The following is a 19,554-nucleotide window of genomic DNA, read 5'->3' as shown; positions in this document are numbered from 1 at the left end:
GATACGAAGATGACGCAACTGAGCGGTGCCTTGCAGGATCTGAACGATCTGTACTTCTTTGCGGCGGTGGTCGAGCACGGCGGCTTCTCCGCCGCCGGCCGCGCGCTGGGCGTGCCCAAGTCGCGCCTGAGCAAGCGGGTGGCCCAGCTGGAGGAGCGGCTCGGCGTGCGCCTGCTGCAGCGAACCACCCGCCGGTTCGTGGTTACCGAGGTCGGCGAGCGCTTCTACACCCATTGCCGTGCGGTGCTGGAAGAGGCCCAGGCGGCGCAGGACGCGGTGGACGAGTTGCGCGCCGAGCCGCGCGGTGTCGTGCGCCTGAGCTGCCCGGTTTCGCTGGCGCAGACCGTGCTGGCGTACCTGCTGCCGGATTTCCTGGCGATGTACCCGAAGATGCAGGTGCGTCTGCTGGCGAACGATCGCCGTATCGACGTGATCGGCGAGGGCTTCGACCTGGCCATTCGCGTGCGCAGCAAGCTGGACACCGACGCCAACCTGGTGATCCGCAGTTTCGGCCATTCCAGCACCACCCTGGTGGCCAGCCCCGCGCTGCTGAAGGTCACCGGGCGCCCGGCGACGCCGGAGGAGCTGGCCAGGTTGCCCGCTCTGTCGATGCGCGAGCACGAAGGCGCGCAGACGTGGGAGTTGATCGACGCCGGCGGGGGGCAGGTCAACGTGGAGGTGCAGGCGCGCCTGATCACCGGCGATTTCGCCGTGCTGCTGGAGGCGGCCCGCCGCGGCCTGGGCGTGGCCCTGCTGCCGGAGTTCGTGTGCGCGCCGGCGATTGCCGCCGGCGAACTGGAAGTGGTGTTGCCGGACTGGACCATGCCCGAGGGCATCATGCATTTCGTCTACCCCAGCCGGCGCGGCATGCTGCCGGGCGTGCGCGCACTGGTCGATTTCCTGGCCGAGCGGCTGCCGGAAACCACGTTGCTGAAACACCAGCAGTGCCGCGAACGCCCGCAGGCCGAGCTGCCGCCTGCCTGATGCAGGCGACCCGGCCCATGCGCTACGCTGATTCCCTTATGGACATCCAAACGGCCAGATGACGATGATTGAAACCAAGCTGCCCAAGGTCGGTACGACGATTTTCAGCGTGATGAGCCAGTGGGCGCTGCAGCACCAGGCAGTCAACCTCGGCCAGGGCTTCCCCGATTTCGAACCGCCGCAGGAGCTGCGCGATGCTTTGACGCGGGCGATGAACACCGGCAGGAACCAGTACGCCCCGATGCACGGCACCGCCGCCCTGCGCGAGCAGATTGCGCTGAAGACCGCGCGTCTGTACGGGCGCAAGCTCGACGTCGATACCGACATCACGGTCACCTCCGGCGCCACCGAGGCGATCTTCGCGGCAATCGCCGCGACGGTGCGCGCGGGCGAGGAGGTGATCGTGTTCGACCCGGCCTACGACTGCTACGAGCCGGCGATCGAGCTGCAGGGCGCGCGCGCGGTGCACATCCCGCTGACCGTGCCGGCGTTCGCGATCGACTGGCAGCGCGTGCGCGACGCGGTGACGCCGAAGACGCGCATGATCCTCATCAACACCCCGCACAATCCTTCCGGCGCGGTGCTCTCGGCGGCCGACCTGGACGAGCTGGCGGCGATCGTGCGCGATACCGGCATCGTGGTGCTGTCCGACGAGGTGTACGAGCATATCGTCTACGAAGGTGCCCATGAGAGCGTGCTGCGCCACCCGGAACTGGCCGAACGCAGCATCGTGGTCTCCTCGTTCGGCAAGACCTATCACTGCACCGGCTGGAAGGTCGGTTACGCGGTGGCGCCGGCCGCGTTGTCGGCCGAATTTCGCAAGGTGCACCAGTACCTGACCTTCTGCACGTTTCATCCGGCGCAGGTGGCATTTGCCGAATTCATGGCCAGCACGCCGCAACACTACCTGGAATTGCCGGCGTTCTACCGGGCCAAGCGCGACCGCTTCCGCGCGCTGCTGGCGCCTTCGCGTTTCAAGCTGCTCGACGTGCCGGGCGGCTATTTCCAGCTGGTCGATTACTCGGCGATCCGCGACGATGACGATCTCGCCTTCAGTCGCTGGCTGGTGGAGCACGGCGGCGTGGCGACGATTCCGCTGACGCCGTTCTGCGAACGCCCGCCGGGCACGCGCCTGCTGCGGCTGTGCTTTGCCAAGAGCGACGCCACCATGGAGGCGGCCGCCGAGCGGCTGTGCCGGCTGTGACGATGCTGCCGCTGACCGTGTCGCTGGTGCAGGGCGCCACGCGCTGGCATGACGCGCCGGCCAACCGCGACTATTACGGCGAGCTGGTGCGTCGTGCGCGCGGCAGCGATCTGGTGGTGCTGCCGGAAACCTTCCTCTCCGGCTTCAGCAACGATACCCGCGCCAGCGCCGACACGATGGAGGGCGAGGGCATCGCCTGGCTGCGCGCGCTGGCCGTCGAGGTGGGGGCGGTGATCTGCGGCAGCGTGGCGATCCGCGAGGACGAGGTGGTCTACAACCGCCTGCTGTGGATGCGCCCGGACGGCAGCTTCGAGCAGTACGACAAGCGCCACCTGTTCCGCATGGCCGGCGAGCACACCCGCTACGGCAGCGGCAGGCGGCGGCCAATCGTCGAGCTGAAGGGTTGGCGCATCCTGCCGCAGGTCTGCTACGACCTGCGCTTTCCGGTGTGGTTGCGCAATCGCCGGCTCGCATCGGCCAGTGGTGGCATGGATTACGACCTGGCGGTGTTCGTGGCGAACTGGCCGGCCGCGCGTCGGCATCCCTGGCGTACCCTGCTGCGCGCGCGGGCGATCGAGAACCTCGCCTGCGTGGTCGGCGTGAACCGGGTCGGCGTGGACGGCAACGAGATCGCCTATGCCGGCGACAGCGCGGTGATCGATCCGGTGGGCGAGGCACTGGTGGAACTGGGTGCGCAGGAGCAGGTGGTCACCGTCACTCTCGACCCGGCCCCGCTGCTGGCGCATCGCGAACGCTTCCCGGCATGGATGGATGCGGACTCATTCACGCTTGACGCGGATTGACGAGCGCTGACCGGCACCGGGCGCGAGCGGGCTCCTACAAGATGGCCAGCACCGATTCGGGCGGCCGGCCGATCACGGCCTTGCCGTTGGCCACCACGATCGGTCGTTCGATCAGGCGCGGGTGCGCCACCATGGCGGCGATCAGCGACCGGTCATCGAGCGAGGGCGAATCCAGGCCGAGCTCGGTGTACTCCGCTTCGCCGGTGCGCAGCAATTGCCGGGCGGTCATGCCCAGTTGCTTGAGCAGGTCGACCAGTTCCGTCGCGGTGGGTGGCGTGTCGAGGTAGTTGATTACCTCGACGTCGTCGGCGCGTTCCTGCAGCAGGGCCAGCGTGGCGCGCGACTTGGAGCAGCGGTTGTTGTGGTAGATGCGGATCATCGCTCGCCCTCAACGGTTGCCGGAGCGGTTGCCGCCGCGACCCGGCGGGCGTCCGCCGCCATGGCCCTTGGGCCGCGGGCTGCCCGGGGCGCGGTTGCCGCCCTGGCCACGACCGGCGTGGCCGGGTCGGTTGGCAGGCGCGCGGTTGCCGCTGCCGCCCGTGCCGACGTAGGGGCTGCCGGCAGCGGGGGCGCCGCGTGAGCGCCCACCCGCCGCGCCACGGTTGCCGGTGGTGGCGCCGGCCAAGCCGCGCCGACCGCCGGGACGGGGGCTGCCATCGCGAGACTCGCCGGCAAACCAGGTGCGCACCGAAGGCAGCTCCTGGCCCGGTGCCACACGACGGCCCTTGCCGTGCCGCTTCGCATTCCCCGGCGCCCGCTCAGGTGCCGCCACGTTGCCGTTGACCTCGCGGCCGTTGCGCGGCGCGGATTTGCGTCCGCGTGCGGGTTCTTCGCGAATGCGGTCGTAGGCACGCAGCTCGCGCGCCTCGTCCTGGCCGCTGGTCCAGGCGCTGCCGGTGCCGTGCTCCGGGCGATATTCGGTGACGCCGCGGGTGGCACGGCGCTGGTGCAGGATCGGGCTCAGCGTCAGCACCGGCTGGGGGAGTCCGAGCCCGCTGGTCTGGCGCAACTGCTTGACGCTGTCGGCATCGAGCGCCTCGCATTCGCCGCGACGCAGGTTGCGCGGCAGCTCGATCCGGCCGTAGCGGATGCGCTTGAGCCGGCTGACCAGGAAGCCCTGCGAATCCCACAAGCGGCGCACTTCGCGGTTGCGGCCTTCGCGGATCACCACGCGGAACCAGCTGTGGCTGCCGCCGCGGCTGATCACGGCGATCTCGTCGAAGCGGGCCGGGCCGTCCTCCAGCTCCACGCCGGCTTTCAGGCGTTCGATGACCTCGTCCGGCACCTCGCCGTGCACGCGGCACAGGTACTCGCGCTCCATGCCGCTCTTGGGATGCATCAGGCCGTTGGCCAGCTCGCCGTCGGTGGTCAGCAGCAGCAGGCCGGTGGTGTTGATGTCCAGCCGGCCCACGGCAACCCAGCGCGCGCCTTTGAGTTGCGGCAGTTGTTCGAACACGGTCGGGCGGCCATCGGGATCGTCGCGGGTGGTCAGCACGCCTTCGGGCTTGTGGTAGATCAGCACTTCGGCGTCATCGCGGTTGTCGGTGGCCACCACGAATTGCTTGCCGTCCATGACCACGCGATCGCCAGCCTTGACGCTCATGCCGATCTCGGCGGGGCTGCCGTTGAGCTCTATCTCTCCGGCCTGGATGCGTTGTTCCAGCATGCGGCGCGAGCCGAGGCCGGCGTTGGCGAGCACCTTGTGCAGGCGTTCCTCCAGGGCCGGTCCGTCAGTGGCTGCGCGGGTGTCGCGCTTCAGGGTAAGAACGGATTTTTGCGGCGCAGTCATGCGCTTTGCTCCTTGGTATCTTGATCGTCGGCGTCGGTTTCGACGGCCGTGGTCGACGGGCTGGCGGAAGGCGAACCGGGATGGTCGGCAGCTTCGTCAGGCCCGGATGAGCCGCTGGGCGCCTGGGCGTCGGCGGCGAGGGTGGGGTGGTGGGCGTCGATCGGTGATCCGGTGCCTGACTCGGCGTCGGACAGCGGTTCGCGCGGGGAGTCGGTTTCGCCCGGATCGGTCGTTTCCGCAACCTGGTCGTCCGCGTCGTCGTCCGGATCGATGGGCAGGTCGCGGCCGACGTGCGCCGGCAGCGGGTCGGGCTCGAAGCGCATCTGCGGATCTTCCATGTCGCGGATCTCCGACAGCGGCGGCAGCTGATCGAGCGATTTCAGGTTGAAGTAGTCGAGGAACGCGCGCGTGGTGCCGAACAACGCCGGCTTGCCGGGCACGTCACGATGGCCGACCACGCGAATCCACTCGCGCTCCTCCATCGTCTTGATGATGTTGGAGGACACCACCACGCCGCGGATCTGCTCGATCTCGGGACGGGTGATCGGCTGCCGGTAGGCGATCAGCGCCAGTGTTTCCAGCAGGGCGCGCGAGTAGCGGCTGGGTCGCTCGGTCCACATCCGCGAGATCCACGGATGCACGTCCTGGCGCACCTGGTAGCGGAAGCCGGAGGCGACCTCCTTCAGTTCGATGCCGCGCCCTTCACAGTCGCCGGCCAGTGATTCCAGCGCCTGGGCGATCTGCTGCGAGCCGACGTCCTCGTCTTCGTTGAACAGGTCGCCGAGCTGGGGCAGGGTCATCGGTTGGGTCGACGCCAGCAAGGCGGCCTCGATGATGGGTTTGAGTTGGTCGATCTGCATGGGTTCGAGTCGGTGCCGGGTCGGCGTGGGTCGGTCCAGAGATGGATCGGTCGATGGGTGGATCAGTCGCCGGACGGTTCGGCCAGCGCCGATTCGCCCGTTCGTGTGTCTTCCGCCGGCAGTTCGGCGGGCTCCTCATGGCTGGCCTTGGCCTTGACGTAGATCGGCGCCAGCGGCACTTCCTGCACGATCTCGATCAGCATTTCCTTGGCCAGCTCCAGCATCGCCAGGAAGGTCACCACGATGCCCGGGCGGCCTTCGGCCAGGTCGAACAGGTCCTCGAACCGGTGGAAGGTGTCGTCTTCCAGCCGGCTCAGCAGCTCGCCCATGCGCTGGCGCACGCTGAGCGCCTCGCGCTTGATTGCGTGATGCCCGAACAGTTCGGCCCGGTGCATCACGTCCTTGAGTGCCAGCAGCAGCTCGGTCAGTTCCAGCGGGGGCGGCAGCCGGATCACGTTGCGCTCGCCGGTGTCGGCATGCACCACCACGCTGTCGCGCTCCATGCGCGGCAGGGCCTCGATGTCCTCGGCCGCCCGCTTGAACCGCTCGTACTCCTGCAAACGGCGTACCAGTTCGGCGCGCGGGTCGTCTTCCAACCCTTCTTCCAGCGGCGGACGCGGCAGCAGCAGGCGCGATTTGATCTCGCCCAGGATCGCCGCCATCAGCAGGTACTCGGCGGCCAGCTCCAGCCGCATCACGTCCCGCATCAGTTCGATGTAGGTCATGTACTGCCGGGTGATCTCGGCAACCGGGATGTCCAGGATGTCCAGGTTCTGTCGGCGGATCAGGTACAGCAGCAGATCCAGCGGACCTTCGAACGACTCCAGGATGACCTCGAGCGCATCCGGCGGGATGTACAGATCCTGCGGCATCTGCAGCATCGGTTCGCCGCGCACGATGGCCAGCGGCATCTCCTGTTGTTGCGGTACCGCGGCAAATGCGTCGGGCGTGGCGGCGCCCGGATCGGACTGCTCGACGACGGATTCAGTGCTCATCAAGGCCTGTCTGGAGAGCCGTGTTCCACGGCTGGCAGTGGGTAGCGCATGTTCATGGTTGTTCGTGGGCAGGCGCGACGTGGTGCTCGCGCCCGGCATGTGCCCGCGCTCAAACGCGTCGTTGGGCGGCGTCCCGGTATCCCGTTTCCGTGCAACATCAAAACCGAGGCGCGGTCGGCGCCATCGTTTCGCCCGGCATGATGAATCCACGCGTCGTGGTTCGGTCAGGCGGGTCGTCAGCGACCAAGGCGCTGCTGTTGCGGGTCGTCGGCCACGACAACAGAGCAAGCCAACTGGCGAACAACTTCGGCGCCGCTGGCTCTTTGCCGGTCAGTCTGGGTACTTCGGTGGACAACCCTGGAGCGCCGAAGGGCCGGCAGCAAGCAGGTTCCATGGGTCCACGCGTGGCCACAGGGTAATGGCAAGCCGGACACAAGTCCAGTCGGTCGCGGGTGGACGAAAAGCGCGTGCGGGGTTCATGTCCGCGTCGGCAACAGGCAGAATAGGGGGTTCCGCCACTACCGCGGGGATGCCGGTGGCCCCACGTGACCCAATGTGACGCTGCGGGGCAAGCGCGAAAGCGCTCGAAGCACCCTTCCAGAGGGGCTGTCGACAGCTGAAAGGAAGGTGTCCTTTCGGCGGCCGGCAAATGCGGCGTCTGCCCACGGCAAGCGGCCTGGCGAGGGGTTTGGCGGTGTACGTACGCCGTGGCACGGCAATTGCTACGAGCGGAGGGAGGCCGGACGCACGACAGCCGGTTTCGATGGGGCCGGTGCGGTCGCCGGACATGAGGGTGGTGCGTTCCTGCCCCGGGCAGGCGCAAACGCAGACAGGCGGTAAAACTGATGGCGATCGACAAACAGGGACATGATCGAGGCGAGCCGGAGAAGTTGCGTCCGGCGCGCATGCAGATCGAGACGACGGTGCTGATCAGCCGTCATGGCGAGTCGCACCCCACCGAACTGGTGGATATCTCGGCGACCGGAGCATTGCTGCGCCGCCCGCTGGGCTGGACCGGCGAAACCGGGCAGAGCTGGGTGCTGGACATGATTTTCGGGCACAACCTGCATATCCATCTGGAGGCGACTGTCGCGCGCATCTCCGATCATCACATCGGTTTTTCCTACAGCCGCATTCCGGAGGACAAGCAGGTGCCGCTGTGGAACCTGCTGGGCGGTTACGCCGATATCCTGGAGTACTGGAAGGACGGTTGAGCCGGTTCCGTCGCGCCTGCACGAAAACGCCCGCGATTGCGGGCGTTTTTGCAGGTGGATGTTCGAAGGTTCAGCCCGCGGGTTTCTTCTCGTCGCGCAATTCGCGGCGCAGGATCTTGCCCACGTTGCTCTTGGGCAGGCTGTCGCGGAATTCGATCAGCTTGGGCCGCTTGTAGCCGGTCAGGTTCTCGCGGCAGAACTGCCTGAGCGCTTCCTCGGTGAGGTTCGGGTCCTTGCGCACCACGAATAGTTTCACCACTTCGCCGGAATGCTCGTCGGGCACGCCGACCGCGGCCACTTCCAGCACGCCGGGGTGCGCCATCACCGCGTCCTCGACTTCGTTCGGATACACGTTGAAGCCGGAGACCAGGATCATGTCCTTCTTGCGGTCGACGATGTAGAAGTAGCCGTTCTCGTCCATCTTCGCGATGTCGCCAGTGTGCAGCCAGCCATCGGCGCCGAGCACCTTGGCGGTTTCATCCTCGCGCTTCCAGTAGCCCTTCATCACCTGCGGCCCGCGCACCATCAGCTCGCCGACTTCGCCGACCGGCAGCGGCTGGCCGGCCTCCGACCAGATTGCCACGTCGGTGGACGGTACCGGCAGCCCGATCGAGCCGTTGTACTCCTTCAGGTTCAGCGGATTGATGCACACCGCCGGGGAGGTTTCGGTGAGACCATAGGCTTCGGCGAGCGTGCAGCCGGTGGTCTGTTTCCAGCGCTCGGCCACCTTGCGTTGCACCGCCATGCCGCCGCCGAGGGTCAGGTGCAGGCGGGAGAAATCCAGTTCGGCAAAGCCCGGCGTGTTGAGCAGGCCATTGAACAGGGTGTTGACGCCGGTCAGCGCAGTGAAACCGGACTTGCCCAGCTCCTTGACGAAGCCGGGCATGTCGCGCGGGTTGGTGATCAGCCAGTTGAGGCCGCCCAGGCGGGTGAAGACCAGGCCGTTCGCCGTCAGCGAAAAGATGTGATACAGCGGCAGCGCGGTGATGATCACTTCCTTGCCGGGCTTGACCAGCTCGGTGCCGATCCAGGCGGCTGCCTGCAGCATGTTGGCGATCATGTTGCCGTGGGTCAGCATCGCACCCTTGGCCACGCCGGTGGTGCCGCCGGTGTACTGCAGGAAAGCGATGTCGTCGTGGTCCATCGTGACCGGCTGCAGCGGGTGCGCTGCGCCCTGGGCCAGCGCGTCGCGGAAACGCACGGCTTCGGGCAAGTGGAACGCCGGCACCATCTTCTTGACGTGCTTGAGCACGAAGTTGACCAGCGCGCCCTTGGGGAAGCCGAGCAGGTCGCCGATGCCCGTGGTGACGATGTGCTTGACCTGGGTCTGCGCCGCCACCTGCTGCAGCGTGGCAGCGAAATTGTCCAGCACCACGATCGCCTTGGCGCCGGAATCCTCCAGCTGATGCTTCAACTCGCGCGCGGTGTACATCGGGTTGGTATTGACCACCACCAGCCCGGCGCGCAACGCCCCGAACAGCGCGATCGGATACTGCAGCACGTTGGGCAGCATGATCGCGATGCGATCGCCCTTGCCGAGCTTGAGCACGCCGGTGAGGTAGCCGGCGAACTGGCGGCTCATCTCGTCGATCTGTCCATAGCTGAGCTGGCGGCCGAAATTGGCGAAGGCGGGACGATCGCGGAAACGGGTGAACGCTTCCTCGAGCACCGCCGGGACCGAAGCATACTGGTTGACGTCGATCTGACCGGGCACGCCGGCCGGATAATGTTCCAGCCAGGGACGTTCGTTGCTCATGCTCTGGGGTTCCCCGTGTTTTCCGTGATGGCGCCGCCGATGGTGGAATCAGGATGCCGAACGCATCCATGATGGCCCATGCGCCGGTTCATTGGAGCATACGCCCGCGCACGGCGGCAAGCCGCGTTGCCATGGAGTCCATCGATGATCGGATCGCGAAAAATCTTCCTGCTGTCGGCGGCACTGCTGTGGTGCGTGGTGATGCTTGCTGCCTGCCACCGTGCGCCGGACGAGGAGCGCATACGTGCCGCAATCACTGCGACGGCGCAGGCGGCGGAAGCCGGTTCGGCCAGCGGCGTGGGCGAGTCATTGAGCGAGGACTTCGACGGCAACGCCGGCGAACTGGACCGGCGCCGGTTGATGGCGATGGTGGGCCTGTTGAAGCTGCGCGGCGAACACGTCGGCGTCTTGCTCGGGCCGGTCTCCGTCGAGCCACGCGGCGAACGCATGGTGGCGACTTTCACGGTCACCCTGAGCAGCGGCGGACGCCTGCTGCCCGATCGGCTGGGGGTCTACAGGGTGACCTCGGGATGGCGCGAGGAAGGCGGCGACTGGCACTGCTATACCGCCAGCTGGGAGCGTTCGATTTAGCAGCCGGCGCGCAGGCGACGCTGCGGTACCCCACAAAGAAAACGCCCCGGCCAGCGGGGCGTTTTCTTGTCAGGGTGTCGCCGGATCAGGCGGCCTTGCGGCCGGCCAGCTGGCGCAGCACGTACTGCAGGATGCCGCCGTGGCGGAAGAACTCGCGCTCCTTCGGCGTGAGCAGCATCACGTGCACGCTGAACTGCTTCTTGCTGCCGTCCTCGGCGGTGGCGGTCACCGTGGCTTCCTTCGCGTTGCCGTTGTCCAGGCCGGTGATGTCGAAGCTCTCGCGACCGGTCAGGCCCAGCGACTTGGCATTCTCGCCGGCCTTGAACTGCAGCGGCAGCACGCCCATGCCGACCAGGTTGGAGCGGTGGATGCGCTCGAAGCTCTCGGTGATCACCGCCTTGACGCCCAGCAGCAGGGTGCCCTTGGCAGCCCAGTCGCGCGAGGAGCCGGTGCCGTATTCCTTGCCGGCGATGACTACCAGCGGCGTGCCGGTTTCCTTGTACTTCATCGCCGCGTCATAGATCGCCAGCTGTTCGCCGCTGGGAATGTGGCGGGTGAAGCCGCCTTCCACGCCATCCAGCATCTGGTTCTTGATGCGGATGTTGGCGAAGGTGCCGCGCACCATCACGTCGTCGTTGCCGCGGCGCGAGCCGTAGGAGTTGAAGTCGATCGGCTGCACGCCGCGCGAGATCAGGAAGCGGCCGGCGGGCGAATCCTTCTTGATCGAACCGGCCGGGGAGATGTGGTCGGTGGTGATGGAGTCGCCGAACAGGCCCAGGCAGCGCGCGGCGTGGATGTCCTCGACCGTGCCCAGCTCCATCGTCATGCCTTCGAAGTAGGGCGGGTTCTTGATGTAGGTGGAAGCTTCGTCCCAGGCGTACAGCGCGCCGTCCGGCGAGGCGATCGCGTTCCAGCGCTCGTCGCCCTTGAACACGTCGGCGTAGTTCTTCTTGAACATGGCCGAGGTGACCGCGCTGGCCATCAGGTCGCTGATTTCCTTGTTGCTCGGCCAGATGTCCTTGAGGAACACGTCCTTGCCCTGCGCATCCTGGCCCAGCGGATCGGTGGAGAGGTTCACGTCGAGCGAGCCGGCCAGCGCATAGGCGACCACCAGCGGCGGCGAGGCCAGGTAGTTCATCTTCACCTCGGCATGCACGCGGCCTTCGAAGTTGCGGTTGCCCGAGAGCACGGCGGCCACCGCCAGGTCGCCGTCGGCGATGCCCTTGCTGACCTCGACCGGCAGCGGGCCGGAGTTGCCGATGCAGGTGGTGCAGCCGTAGCCGACCAGGTAGAAGCCGGTCTTCTCCAGCTCGCTCAGCAGGCCGGTCTGCTCCAGGTAATCGGTCACCACCTTGGAGCCGGGGGCCAGCGAGGTCTTCACCCACGGCTTGGCCTTCAGGCCCCTGGCAGCGGCCTTCTTGGCGACCAGGCCTGCCGCCAGCATCACTGCCGGGTTGGAGGTGTTGGTGCACGAGGTGATCGCGGCGATCACCACCGACCCGTCAGCGACGCGGAAGCTCTGGCCGTTGCGTTCCACCAGCACGCCGGTATCGCCGATCGCGTTGGACGGGTTGCCGATCGCGCTGGCGCCGCCCTCGTTGGAGAAACGGTCGACGTCGCCATTGCCGCGGCGACGATTGGCAGTGAGCGGGCCCACCACTTCGTGGAAGTTCTTCTGCACGTCGGTCAGCAACACGCGATCCTGCGGGCGCTTGGGGCCGGCCATCGAGGGCTTCACGTCGGCGAGGTCGAGTTCGAGCACGGCGGAGAACGCCGGCTCCGGGCTGTTGGCGTCATGCCACAGGCCCTGGGCCTTGGCGTACGCCTCCACCAGCTGGATCTGCTCGTCACTGCGGCCGGACAGGCGCAGGTAGTTCAGCGACTCCTGGTCGACCGGGAAGATGCCGCAGGTGGCGCCGTATTCCGGCGCCATGTTGCCGATGGTGGCGCGGTCGGCCAGGGCCAGGTGCTGCAGGCCCGGACCGAAGAACTCCACGAACTTGCCGACCACGCCCTGCTTGCGCAGCATCTGCGTCACGGTCAGCACCAGGTCGGTGGCGGTGGCGCCCTCGGGCAGGCGGCCGGACAGCTTGAAGCCGACCACCTGCGGAATCAGCATGGAAGAAGGCTGGCCGAGCATGGCCGCCTCCGCCTCGATGCCGCCCACGCCCCAGCCCAGCACGCCCAGGCCATTGACCATCGTGGTGTGCGAGTCGGTGCCGAACAGGGTGTCGGGATAGGCCCAGGCCTGGCCGTCGATCTCGGTGTGCATCACCACCCGCGCCAGGTATTCCAGGTTCACCTGGTGGACGATGCCGGTGCGCGGCGGCACCACCTTGAAGTTGCTCAGCGCCTTCTGGCCCCAGCGCAGGAAGCTGTAGCGCGCCTGGTTGCGGTCGAACTCGATCGCGACGTTCCTCTCCAGCGCGTCCTCGCTGCCGAAGACGTCCACCTGCACCGAGTGGTCGATCACCAGCTCGGCCGGCGACAGCGGGTTGATCAGGGTGGGATCGCCGCCCAGCGCCTTCATCGCGTCGCGCATGGCAGCCAGGTCGACCACGCACGGCACGCCGGTGAAATCCTGCAGCAGCACGCGCGCCGGCATGAAGGCGATTTCGGTATCCGGCTCCTTGCTGGCGTCCCAGGTGGCCACCGCCTCGATCTCGCGGGAAGTCACGTCCACGCCATCCTCGTGGCGCAGCAGGTTCTCCAGCAGGATCTTCATCGAGTAGGGCAGCCGCTTCAGGTCGAAGCGTTCGCCAAGCTTGGCGAGGCTGGCATAGGCGTATTTCCTGCCGTTGACTTCGAGAGTGTCACGGGTGGCGAACGTGTCTTTCATGGTGCTGCTCCTGGCTGAATCCTGCGGCTGGGACGACTGGCAAGCATGCGGAAACGGCGCGGCCGGCCCCGCCAAAAGGGGAATTATCGCTCAAACGCTGCATGTCGGCGTCGAGGAACCCGGGCGTGTCGGCGCGTGACGGGCTGCTGCGCCGGTTAGACTGCACCCGGCGCCCGGGCGGGGAATCACGCGGTGCCTGCAGGATGCCCGCCTTGACCATCACAGACAAACGCCTTTGACGACATGCAGCGTTCGATGATTTCGACCCACCTCGCCGCCGTCTCGCTGCGCGACCTTGCGCTGGTGCAGGCGGTGCATCGGAACGGCAGTTTCAACAGTGCCGCGCGCGCGATGCACATCAGTCCGTCCGGCTTGTCCCACCAGGTGCAGAAGGTGGAGCAGGCGCTCGGTGCACCGCTGTTCGAACGTGGCGGGCGGCGGGTGGTGGTGACCGCCGGCGGCCAACGCCTGTTGCAGCAGATCGATGCGGTGCTGGTGGCGGCCGAGCACCTGCAGCAGGTCGCCCGTGCCGGCGAGGTGGCTTTCGGCGGCGCGCTGCGGCTGGGCTTGCCGGCGTCGCTGGGGCCATATCTGTTGCCGCATTTGATTGCGCCGTTTCCGCAGCATTTTCCCGGCGCCCGGCTGGGCATCTCCGAGGGCAAGCCACGCGGCTTGTTGCGCAGGCTGCACGAGGGTGAGCTGGACGCGGTGCTCGCCCCATCGGCATCGACTGTCAGCGGGATTGCCTCACGGGCGCTGTTCTTCGAACCGTGGGAGCTGATGCTGCGCGCCGATCATCCACTGGCCGGCCGACCGTCCATTGCGCTGGAACAACTGGACCAGGCCGAGGCGATCCTGATGGCGGAAAGCCATGCCGACGGGCTCGACGGCAGTGAGCGTGGCAACGTGCAGGACGTCAGCCTGGAAAGCCTCGCCGCGCTGGTCAGCTTGCGCGGTGGCTACGCGCTGGTACCGGCGCTGGCGCACGAGCGGCTCGCCTCGATGCCGGGGATCGTGCTGGCGCGGCTCAAGGGTTCGGCCGGCGGTCGCGAAATCGCGCTGTACTGGCGCGATGCCTCGCCCTGGCACGACGACCTGCACGCCTTTGCCGAGCTGTTGCGAAAGCTGGCGCGGCAGCGACCGGGCTTGCGCGTGCGCAGCGGCAAGGGCTGACGCGTCGACGCGCGAAGGTCAGGCCAGGCCGAGGTCGCGTGCGGCTGCCTCGTAACGGTCGATCACCGCATCCACGTCGATCAAGTCCATCACGCCGGGGCGTTCGATCTTGCTGCCCCACGGAATCTCCGCTGCCGGTCGGCCCAGGTACTTGCGCGCGGCCTCGTCGTACTTGTTCACGCACCAGCGTCGATCGGAGTAGGGGCCGGAGCGCTCCGGGTTGCTGGCGGCATGCAGGCCGAGCACGCGGGTGCCGACGCTGTTGGCCATGTGCATCGGACCGGAATCCGGGCCCAGCAGTAGCTGCGCGCGGGCGAGCAGGGCCAGCAGTTTCTTCAGGGTGTCCTTGCCGGTGAGATCGAGCGGCGCGCGCCGGCAGGCGGCCAGCACCGCGTCGGCCATGGCGCGCTCCGATGCGGATGGTCCGCCAATCAGGGCCACCCGCCAGCCGCGGGAGGCGACATGGTCCATCACCGCCGCGTAGCGCTCGGGCCGCCAGTTGCGCAAGGCATGGCTGGAGGCGGGGCTGACCAGCAAGGTGGGTGTGTCGCCGGGCAGTTGCGTGGCGGCCCAGGCGTGCGCATCGCCGGGGATCGGGATGTCCCAGCGCACCTGCGTCTGTTGCAGGCCCAGCGGTTCGCAGAAGCTGCCGATCGCGTCGAGCACGTGTTCGCCGCCGCGCGCAGGGATGCGCTCGTTGATGACCAGGCCGTGCAGGTCTTTCGCACGGGCGCGGTCGTAACCGATGCGCCGATCCGCCTTGACGGCCAGGCTCAGCAGGTTCGAGCGCATCGCCACCTGCATCTGCAGCAGCGCGTCGAAGCGACGTCCCTGCAGGGCGGCACGCACTGCACTCAGGCCGGTCCAGCCGGCGGCCTTGTCGAAGGTGACGAACTCCACGCCGGGCAGGTCGCCCACCAGTTTGCGTTCGAGCTTGCCGACGATCCACGTCAGCGCGGTCTGCGGCCACGCCTGTTGCAGCGTGCGCACCAGTGGCACGACGTGGGTGACGTCGCCGATGGCGGAGGTGCGCAGCAGGCAGATCGAGGAAGGTGCATTCATCGCGATGGTCGTTGGCCCGCGCCAGCGGAAGGCAGGGCGGGCCTGTGGGTTAGAATCGGTGTCCGGTCACAAGGCATCATGATGCCCGAACGCATCCAGCAAGACGCCCACGGCGCGATTCTGTGTGACGCCGCCGTATCGTCACAAGTCGACGACGACTGGTTTGCGCCGGATTACTGGCGCGAACGCGGCGCCTTGCGCATGCAGGCCGGCGGCCGCGGCGGCGTGGCGATCATCGCGAGCCCGCTCGGCGAGTGCGTGCTGCGCCACTATCGTCGTGGCGGACTGGTACGGGCGCTGCTGGGCGATCGCTATCTGTGGCTGGGGGCGCGGCGCAGCCGGCCTTTCAGGGAGTTCCGGCTGCTTGCCGAGATCGCGCGGCTGGGCTTGCCCGGGCCATGCGCGGTCGCCGCGCGTTACCGTCGCCAGGGTCTGCTGTATCGCGCCGACCTCATCACGCATCGCATCGCCGGCGCGCGGACGCTCGCCGAGTGCCTGGCCGGCGGTGACCTCGGCAGCGAGCTTGCGGTCGAGGTCGGCGCGGTGGTCGGGCGTTTCCATCGGGCCGGCATCTGGCATGCCGACCTGAACGCGCACAACGTCCTGGTCTCGGCCGCCGGCCTGCATCTGATCGACTTCGACCGCGGTCGCCAGCGTGCGCCCGCACCCGGTTGGCGCCGGGCGAACCTGCAGCGGCTGCGCCGGTCGTTGCTCAAGCTCGGCGCCGCCGCGGCAGGCGAGCAGGCGTTCGAGCGCGAAATCTGGCAGCCTCTGCTGCATGGCTACGAGCGCGCACTGACGGCATGAACTGGCAACTGCATTTTCTCGGCGTGGGCGCCGCGCATGCGACGGCGCTGGGTGCCTCTGCCGCCGTCCTCGAGCGCGCGGGCAAGCCGGTGCTGCTGATCGACTGCGGACCGGGCACGCTCGACCGCTACACGGCAAGCTACGGCACCCTGCCGGACGCGGTGTTCATCACCCACACCCACATGGATCATGTCGCGGAGCTGGAGCAGTTGTTCATCCGGCTCTGGTTCGATCCCGCGCGGCGTGGGCGGATGCGCCTGTTCACCCACGCCGCGCTGGTGCCATGGCTGCAGACGCGGGTGGCCGATTACCCCGGTGCGCTGGCCGAAGGCGGAGTCAATTTCTGGGAGGCGTTCCAGCTGGTGCCGTGCAGTCGCGGCTTCTGGCTGGATGGCTGCTGGTTCGACGTGTTCGCCACCCGCCATCACGTGCCGGGCACCTCGTACGGCCTGGCGCTGGAGGGCAGTTTCGTCTACACCGGCGACACCCGGCCGATCCCGGAAGTGCTGGCGCGGCATGCCGGCGGCGCGGCGCTGGTCGCCCACGACTGCAGCCTGCTCGGCAATCCGTCGCACACCGGCATCGACGACATCGCGCGGGAATACCCGCAGGCGCTGCAGCGACAGTTGCTTCTTTACCACTACGGCAGCGCGGCCGATGGCGATGCGCTGGCGGCACGCGGTTTCCGTATCGCCACGCCGGGGCAACGCGTCGCGTTGCAGGCGCCGGCCGCGCCGCGCGCCGACGCCGGTTGACTCCCGTTCGATTTGCTTGCCTGCATCCGGGCCTGCGGCTATCCTTCCGCTTCTTTGTCGGGCGGGATGCCCCGCAAGGAAGATCCGGGCGTCCTTGCCGGGTTGCTTCGAAAAGTGGAGAGGTGTCCGAGTGGTTGAAGGAGCACGCCTGGAAAGTGTGTATACGGCTTATCCCCGTATCGCGGGTTCGACAAATTCGTCTGGAACGAATTTGGACAGCCGCCAGGCTGGCCCCGAACGCCAGTGAGGGGTGAGGCTCAGGATGAGCCGAACAATCCCGCCCGCTGCGAGATGGTGCGACAAAGATTTTGCGGAGAGGTGTCCGAGTGGTTGAAGGAGCACGCCTGGAAAGTGTGTATACGGCTTATCCCCGTATCGCGGGTTCGAATCCCGCCCTCTCCGCCAGTTTCTGAACAAACTGCGACGGCATGAAGCTGGCGCAACAGCAACAGCAACAACACAGCAACAAGCGTAATCGCTTGACGTCCATGGTGGCCCCGTCGGTCCCCCCGCGACGATAGTTCGCAAACTCCGCCAGGTCCGGAAGGAAGCAACGGTAGCGAATGACTCGGGTGCCGGGGTGTGGCTGGCGGGGCCGCCACCATTTCGGGCCGGACGTTTGCTGACTTGCGTGCGCCGACTTGGCACAATCGACCTTTGTCCCCACGTTGGCAGTCATGTCCTATCAGGTACTCGCCCGCAAGTGGCGCCCGCGCAAGTTCTCCGAGCTGGTGGGGCAGGAACACGTGGTGCGCGCGCTCACCAACGCGCTCGACACCGGCCGCATGCATCACGCCTACCTGTTCACCGGCACCCGCGGCGTCGGCAAGACCACCATTGCACGCATCTTCGCCAAGTCGCTGAACTGCGAGCGCGGCCAGTCGGCCGATCCCTGCGGCGAGTGTTCGGTGTGCACGGCGGTGGACGAAGGCCGCTTCGTCGACCTGCTGGAGATCGATGCGGCCAGCAACACCGGCGTGGACGACGTGCGCGAGGTGATCGAGAACGCGCAGTACGCGCCGTCGCGCGGCCGCTTCAAGGTGTACCTGGTCGACGAGGTGCACATGCTGTCGAAGAACGCGTTCAACGCGTTGCTGAAGACGCTGGAAGAGCCGCCACCGCACGTGAAGTTCCTGCTCGCCACCACCGACCCGCAGAAGCTGCCGGTGACGGTGCTGTCGCGTTGCCTGAAGTTCAACCTGAAGCGGCTGCTGCCGGAGCAGATCTCCGGCCAGATGCGGCACATCCTGGGTGCCGAGAACATCGCCTATGAAGACAGCGCGATCGGCGAGCTGGCCCGCGCCGCGGACGGCTCGCTGCGCGATGGCCTGTCGCTGCTTGACCAGGCCATCGCCTATGGCGGCGGCGCGCTGCACGCCGACGACGTGCGCACCATGCTGGGCAGCGTGGCGCGCGGGCAGGTGCTCGGCGTACTGGAGGCGCTGGCTTCGGGCGACGGCGAGCAGCTGCTGGTCGAGTGCACGCAGATCGCCTCCTATTCGCCCGACTTCGGCGGCGTGCTCGACGACATCGCCGGCCTGCTGCATCGCCTGCAGCTGATCCAGCTGATTCCCGGCTACCGGCCGGAAGCGGATGACGCCGACGGCGCGCTGGCCGACCTCGCCGGGCGCATCACGCCGGAGGACGTGCAGCTGTACTACCAGATTGCAGTGACGGGCCGGCGCGACCTCACGCTGGCGCCCGACGCCCGCACCGGTTTCGAGATGGCCTTGCTGCGCATGCTCGCTTTCCGTCCGGGCGACGAACCCGCGGCGGCGCGCGTGGCGCCGCGGGCGCCGACGAGCCAGGCGCACGCGCGTGCACCCGCACCGCCGTCCGCAGATGCTCGCGCTGCCACGCCGACACCCGCGCCAGCACCGCGCGAGCCAGCCGCGCAGGCTCCGGCGCCCGCGCCGATTGCACGCGATGCGAGCGGCCGGCCGGATTGGGAGGCGCTGATCGAACGGGCCCAGCTGCGCGGGCCGTTCAGCGTGGTGGCGCAGAACGCGGTGCTGCGCGAGCGTGACGGCCAGACCCTGGTGCTGGCGTTGCAGCCGGCGCACATGGGCATGGCGGTGGAGCCCATGGTCAGCCAGATGGAGGATCGCATCAGCCAGGCGCTGGGCGAGACCATCCGCCTGCGCTTCGTCAGCGAGAGCCAGGCCGACGCCATGCAGACCCCGGCGGCGCGCGCGGCCAAGGCACGCGACAGCGCGCAGAGCGCGGCCGAGCAGGCGATCGAGGACGATCCGCTGGTGCAGAGCCTGAAGCGCGACTTCGGCGCCCGCGTCGTGCCGCAATCCGTCAAACCCTTGGGCAACGAACCCGGAGCCAGATGATGAGAGGACAAATCGGTCAGTTGATGCAGCAGGCGCAGCGCATGCAGGAAGACATGAAGCGCGCGCAGGAGGAGATCGCGAAACTCGAAGTCACCGGCAGCGCCGGCGGCGGCCTGGTCAGCGTGGTGATGACCGGCGCGCATGAAGTGCGCCGCGTGCAGATCGACCGGCAGACCTTTGCCGACGACCCCGAGATGGCGGAAGACCTCGTCGCCGCCGCCGTGAACGACGCCGTCAACAAAGTTGCCCAGGCCAGCAAGGACAAGCTCGGCGGCGTCACCGCCGGGATGAACCTGCCGGCCGGGTTCAAGATGCCGTTTTGAGCCGGAAATCGGAAATGGGGAATCGCGAGACCAGGCGCGGGAGCCAGCGAGCCGTGCTTT

Annotated in this window: 18 protein-coding genes, 1 tRNA gene and 1 other RNA gene; 13 read left to right on the top strand and 7 right to left on the bottom strand. The window is 67.7% G+C overall.

Annotation, left to right across the window (positions count from 1 at the left end):
- Positions 1-9 precede the first annotated feature (9 nt).
- The 3 genes from ACVCL9_RS05590 to ACVCL9_RS05580 all read left to right on the top strand — a co-directional run bounded on the left by ACVCL9_RS05590 (position 10) and on the right by ACVCL9_RS05580 (position 2,991).
- A complete protein-coding gene (locus ACVCL9_RS05590) occupies positions 10-984 on the top strand; it encodes a LysR substrate-binding domain-containing protein (RefSeq protein WP_447098817.1) in 975 nt (324 codons plus the stop codon).
- 64 nt (positions 985-1,048) lie between these two features.
- Positions 1,049-2,188: a pyridoxal phosphate-dependent aminotransferase gene (locus ACVCL9_RS05585; protein WP_447098818.1), complete on the top strand. Its 1,140-nt coding sequence runs from the start codon at positions 1,049-1,051 to the stop codon at positions 2,186-2,188.
- A 2-nt stretch (positions 2,189-2,190) separates the two neighbouring features.
- Positions 2,191-2,991, top strand: a complete 801-nt coding sequence (locus ACVCL9_RS05580; protein ID WP_447098819.1) for an amidohydrolase — start codon at positions 2,191-2,193, stop codon at positions 2,989-2,991.
- Positions 2,992-3,025: 34 nt separating this feature from the next.
- Here the strand turns inward: ACVCL9_RS05580 and arsC are convergent, their stop codons facing one another.
- From arsC to ACVCL9_RS05560, 4 genes are all read right to left on the bottom strand, one after another.
- Positions 3,026-3,370, bottom strand: a complete 345-nt coding sequence (gene arsC, locus ACVCL9_RS05575; RefSeq protein WP_447098820.1) for an arsenate reductase (glutaredoxin) — start codon at positions 3,368-3,370, stop codon at positions 3,026-3,028.
- Positions 3,371-3,379: 9 nt separating this feature from the next.
- Complete coding sequence (locus tag ACVCL9_RS05570) at positions 3,380-4,780, bottom strand: pseudouridine synthase (protein ID WP_447098821.1); 1,401 nt, start codon at positions 4,778-4,780, stop codon at positions 3,380-3,382.
- Positions 4,777-5,640: an SMC-Scp complex subunit ScpB gene (gene scpB, locus ACVCL9_RS05565; protein ID WP_447098822.1), complete on the bottom strand. Its 864-nt coding sequence runs from the start codon at positions 5,638-5,640 to the stop codon at positions 4,777-4,779. The genes ACVCL9_RS05570 and scpB overlap by 4 nt, the downstream gene beginning before the upstream one ends.
- A gap of 62 nt (positions 5,641-5,702) precedes the next feature.
- Positions 5,703-6,635 (bottom strand): segregation and condensation protein A, encoded by a 933-nt coding sequence (locus ACVCL9_RS05560; protein ID WP_395118666.1) that lies wholly within the window; start codon positions 6,633-6,635, stop codon positions 5,703-5,705.
- Positions 6,636-7,480: 845 nt separating this feature from the next.
- Between ACVCL9_RS05560 and ACVCL9_RS05555 the strand changes: the two genes are divergently transcribed.
- A complete protein-coding gene (locus tag ACVCL9_RS05555; RefSeq protein WP_395118664.1) occupies positions 7,481-7,849 on the top strand; it encodes a PilZ domain-containing protein in 369 nt (122 codons plus the stop codon).
- Positions 7,850-7,919: 70 nt separating this feature from the next.
- Here the strand turns inward: ACVCL9_RS05555 and ACVCL9_RS05550 are convergent, their stop codons facing one another.
- The gene (locus tag ACVCL9_RS05550) at positions 7,920-9,605 is read right to left on the bottom strand and encodes an AMP-binding protein (RefSeq protein ID WP_447098823.1); all 1,686 of its coding nucleotides are present in this window, start codon (positions 9,603-9,605) and stop codon (positions 7,920-7,922) included.
- Between the two features lie 144 nt (positions 9,606-9,749).
- Between ACVCL9_RS05550 and ACVCL9_RS05545 the strand changes: the two genes are divergently transcribed.
- Complete coding sequence (locus ACVCL9_RS05545; protein ID WP_395118660.1) at positions 9,750-10,196, top strand: hypothetical protein; 447 nt, start codon at positions 9,750-9,752, stop codon at positions 10,194-10,196.
- 85 nt (positions 10,197-10,281) lie between these two features.
- Here ACVCL9_RS05545 and acnA read toward each other — a convergent pair whose 3' ends face one another.
- Entirely contained in the window at positions 10,282-13,035 is a 2,754-nt protein-coding gene (gene acnA / locus ACVCL9_RS05540; protein ID WP_447098824.1) for an aconitate hydratase AcnA, read from the bottom strand.
- Here acnA and ACVCL9_RS05535 point away from each other — a divergent pair.
- Both ACVCL9_RS05535 and ACVCL9_RS05530 read left to right on the top strand, forming a co-directional pair.
- Positions 13,034-13,174, top strand: a complete 141-nt coding sequence (locus tag ACVCL9_RS05535) for a hypothetical protein (RefSeq protein WP_447098825.1) — start codon at positions 13,034-13,036, stop codon at positions 13,172-13,174. The genes acnA and ACVCL9_RS05535 overlap by 2 nt on opposite strands.
- A 104-nt stretch (positions 13,175-13,278) precedes the next feature.
- Complete coding sequence (locus ACVCL9_RS05530; RefSeq protein WP_447098826.1) at positions 13,279-14,208, top strand: LysR family transcriptional regulator; 930 nt, start codon at positions 13,279-13,281, stop codon at positions 14,206-14,208.
- An 18-nt stretch (positions 14,209-14,226) separates the two neighbouring features.
- Here the strand turns inward: ACVCL9_RS05530 and ACVCL9_RS05525 are convergent, their stop codons facing one another.
- Positions 14,227-15,270 (bottom strand): glycosyltransferase family 9 protein, encoded by a 1,044-nt coding sequence (locus ACVCL9_RS05525; RefSeq protein WP_447098827.1) that lies wholly within the window; start codon positions 15,268-15,270, stop codon positions 14,227-14,229.
- 75 nt (positions 15,271-15,345) lie between these two features.
- Here ACVCL9_RS05525 and ACVCL9_RS05520 point away from each other — a divergent pair, with 75 nt between their 5' ends.
- The 6 genes from ACVCL9_RS05520 (at position 15,346) to ACVCL9_RS05495 (ending at position 19,494) form a co-directional block, all read left to right on the top strand.
- The gene (locus ACVCL9_RS05520; protein WP_395121394.1) at positions 15,346-16,077 is read left to right on the top strand and encodes a 3-deoxy-D-manno-octulosonic acid kinase; all 732 of its coding nucleotides are present in this window, start codon (positions 15,346-15,348) and stop codon (positions 16,075-16,077) included.
- Complete coding sequence (locus ACVCL9_RS05515; protein ID WP_447098828.1) at positions 16,074-16,832, top strand: MBL fold metallo-hydrolase; 759 nt, start codon at positions 16,074-16,076, stop codon at positions 16,830-16,832. The genes ACVCL9_RS05520 and ACVCL9_RS05515 overlap by 4 nt, the downstream gene beginning before the upstream one ends.
- A gap of 312 nt (positions 16,833-17,144) precedes the next feature.
- Positions 17,145-17,237, top strand: a tRNA-Ser gene (locus tag ACVCL9_RS05510).
- A 93-nt stretch (positions 17,238-17,330) separates the two neighbouring features.
- Positions 17,331-17,427: signal recognition particle sRNA small type (gene ffs / locus ACVCL9_RS05505), an RNA gene on the top strand.
- An 82-nt stretch (positions 17,428-17,509) separates the two neighbouring features.
- On the top strand, positions 17,510-19,171 hold the full coding sequence (gene dnaX, locus ACVCL9_RS05500) for a DNA polymerase III subunit gamma/tau (protein ID WP_447098829.1): 1,662 nt from the start codon (positions 17,510-17,512) through the stop codon (positions 19,169-19,171).
- Positions 19,171-19,494, top strand: coding sequence for a YbaB/EbfC family nucleoid-associated protein (locus tag ACVCL9_RS05495; RefSeq protein WP_395121393.1), 324 nt, complete (start codon positions 19,171-19,173; stop codon positions 19,492-19,494). The genes dnaX and ACVCL9_RS05495 overlap by 1 nt, the downstream gene beginning before the upstream one ends.
- Positions 19,495-19,554: the final 60 nt, after the last annotated feature.

It is taken from the genome of Rhodanobacter sp. UC4438_H5 (genome assembly GCF_052978405.1).
This window is presented reverse-complemented; position numbering and strand designations above follow the sequence as displayed.

What these genes read in the sequence shown, in the direction of transcription:
- ACVCL9_RS05590 (WP_447098817.1), top strand. Translation starts at nt 10, where the DNA reads ATGACGCAACTGAGCGGTGCCTTGCAGGATCTGAACGATCTGTACTTC.
- ACVCL9_RS05585 (WP_447098818.1), top strand. Translation starts at nt 1,049, where the DNA reads ATGATTGAAACCAAGCTGCCCAAGGTCGGTACGACGATTTTCAGCGTG.
- ACVCL9_RS05580 (WP_447098819.1), top strand. Translation starts at nt 2,191, where the DNA reads ATGCTGCCGCTGACCGTGTCGCTGGTGCAGGGCGCCACGCGCTGGCAT.
- arsC (WP_447098820.1), bottom strand. Translation starts at nt 3,370, where the DNA reads ATGATCCGCATCTACCACAACAACCGCTGCTCCAAGTCGCGCGCCACG.
- ACVCL9_RS05570 (WP_447098821.1), bottom strand. Translation starts at nt 4,780, where the DNA reads ATGACTGCGCCGCAAAAATCCGTTCTTACCCTGAAGCGCGACACCCGC.
- scpB (WP_447098822.1), bottom strand. Translation starts at nt 5,640, where the DNA reads ATGCAGATCGACCAACTCAAACCCATCATCGAGGCCGCCTTGCTGGCG.
- ACVCL9_RS05560 (WP_395118666.1), bottom strand. Translation starts at nt 6,635, where the DNA reads ATGAGCACTGAATCCGTCGTCGAGCAGTCCGATCCGGGCGCCGCCACG.
- ACVCL9_RS05555 (WP_395118664.1), top strand. Translation starts at nt 7,481, where the DNA reads ATGGCGATCGACAAACAGGGACATGATCGAGGCGAGCCGGAGAAGTTG.
- ACVCL9_RS05550 (WP_447098823.1), bottom strand. Translation starts at nt 9,605, where the DNA reads ATGAGCAACGAACGTCCCTGGCTGGAACATTATCCGGCCGGCGTGCCC.
- ACVCL9_RS05545 (WP_395118660.1), top strand. Translation starts at nt 9,750, where the DNA reads ATGATCGGATCGCGAAAAATCTTCCTGCTGTCGGCGGCACTGCTGTGG.
- ACVCL9_RS05535 (WP_447098825.1), top strand. Translation starts at nt 13,034, where the DNA reads ATGGTGCTGCTCCTGGCTGAATCCTGCGGCTGGGACGACTGGCAAGCA.
- acnA (WP_447098824.1), bottom strand. Translation starts at nt 13,035, where the DNA reads ATGAAAGACACGTTCGCCACCCGTGACACTCTCGAAGTCAACGGCAGG.
- ACVCL9_RS05530 (WP_447098826.1), top strand. Translation starts at nt 13,279, where the DNA reads ATGCAGCGTTCGATGATTTCGACCCACCTCGCCGCCGTCTCGCTGCGC.
- ACVCL9_RS05525 (WP_447098827.1), bottom strand. Translation starts at nt 15,270, where the DNA reads ATGAATGCACCTTCCTCGATCTGCCTGCTGCGCACCTCCGCCATCGGC.
- ACVCL9_RS05515 (WP_447098828.1), top strand. Translation starts at nt 16,074, where the DNA reads ATGAACTGGCAACTGCATTTTCTCGGCGTGGGCGCCGCGCATGCGACG.
- dnaX (WP_447098829.1), top strand. Translation starts at nt 17,510, where the DNA reads ATGTCCTATCAGGTACTCGCCCGCAAGTGGCGCCCGCGCAAGTTCTCC.
- ACVCL9_RS05495 (WP_395121393.1), top strand. Translation starts at nt 19,171, where the DNA reads ATGAGAGGACAAATCGGTCAGTTGATGCAGCAGGCGCAGCGCATGCAG.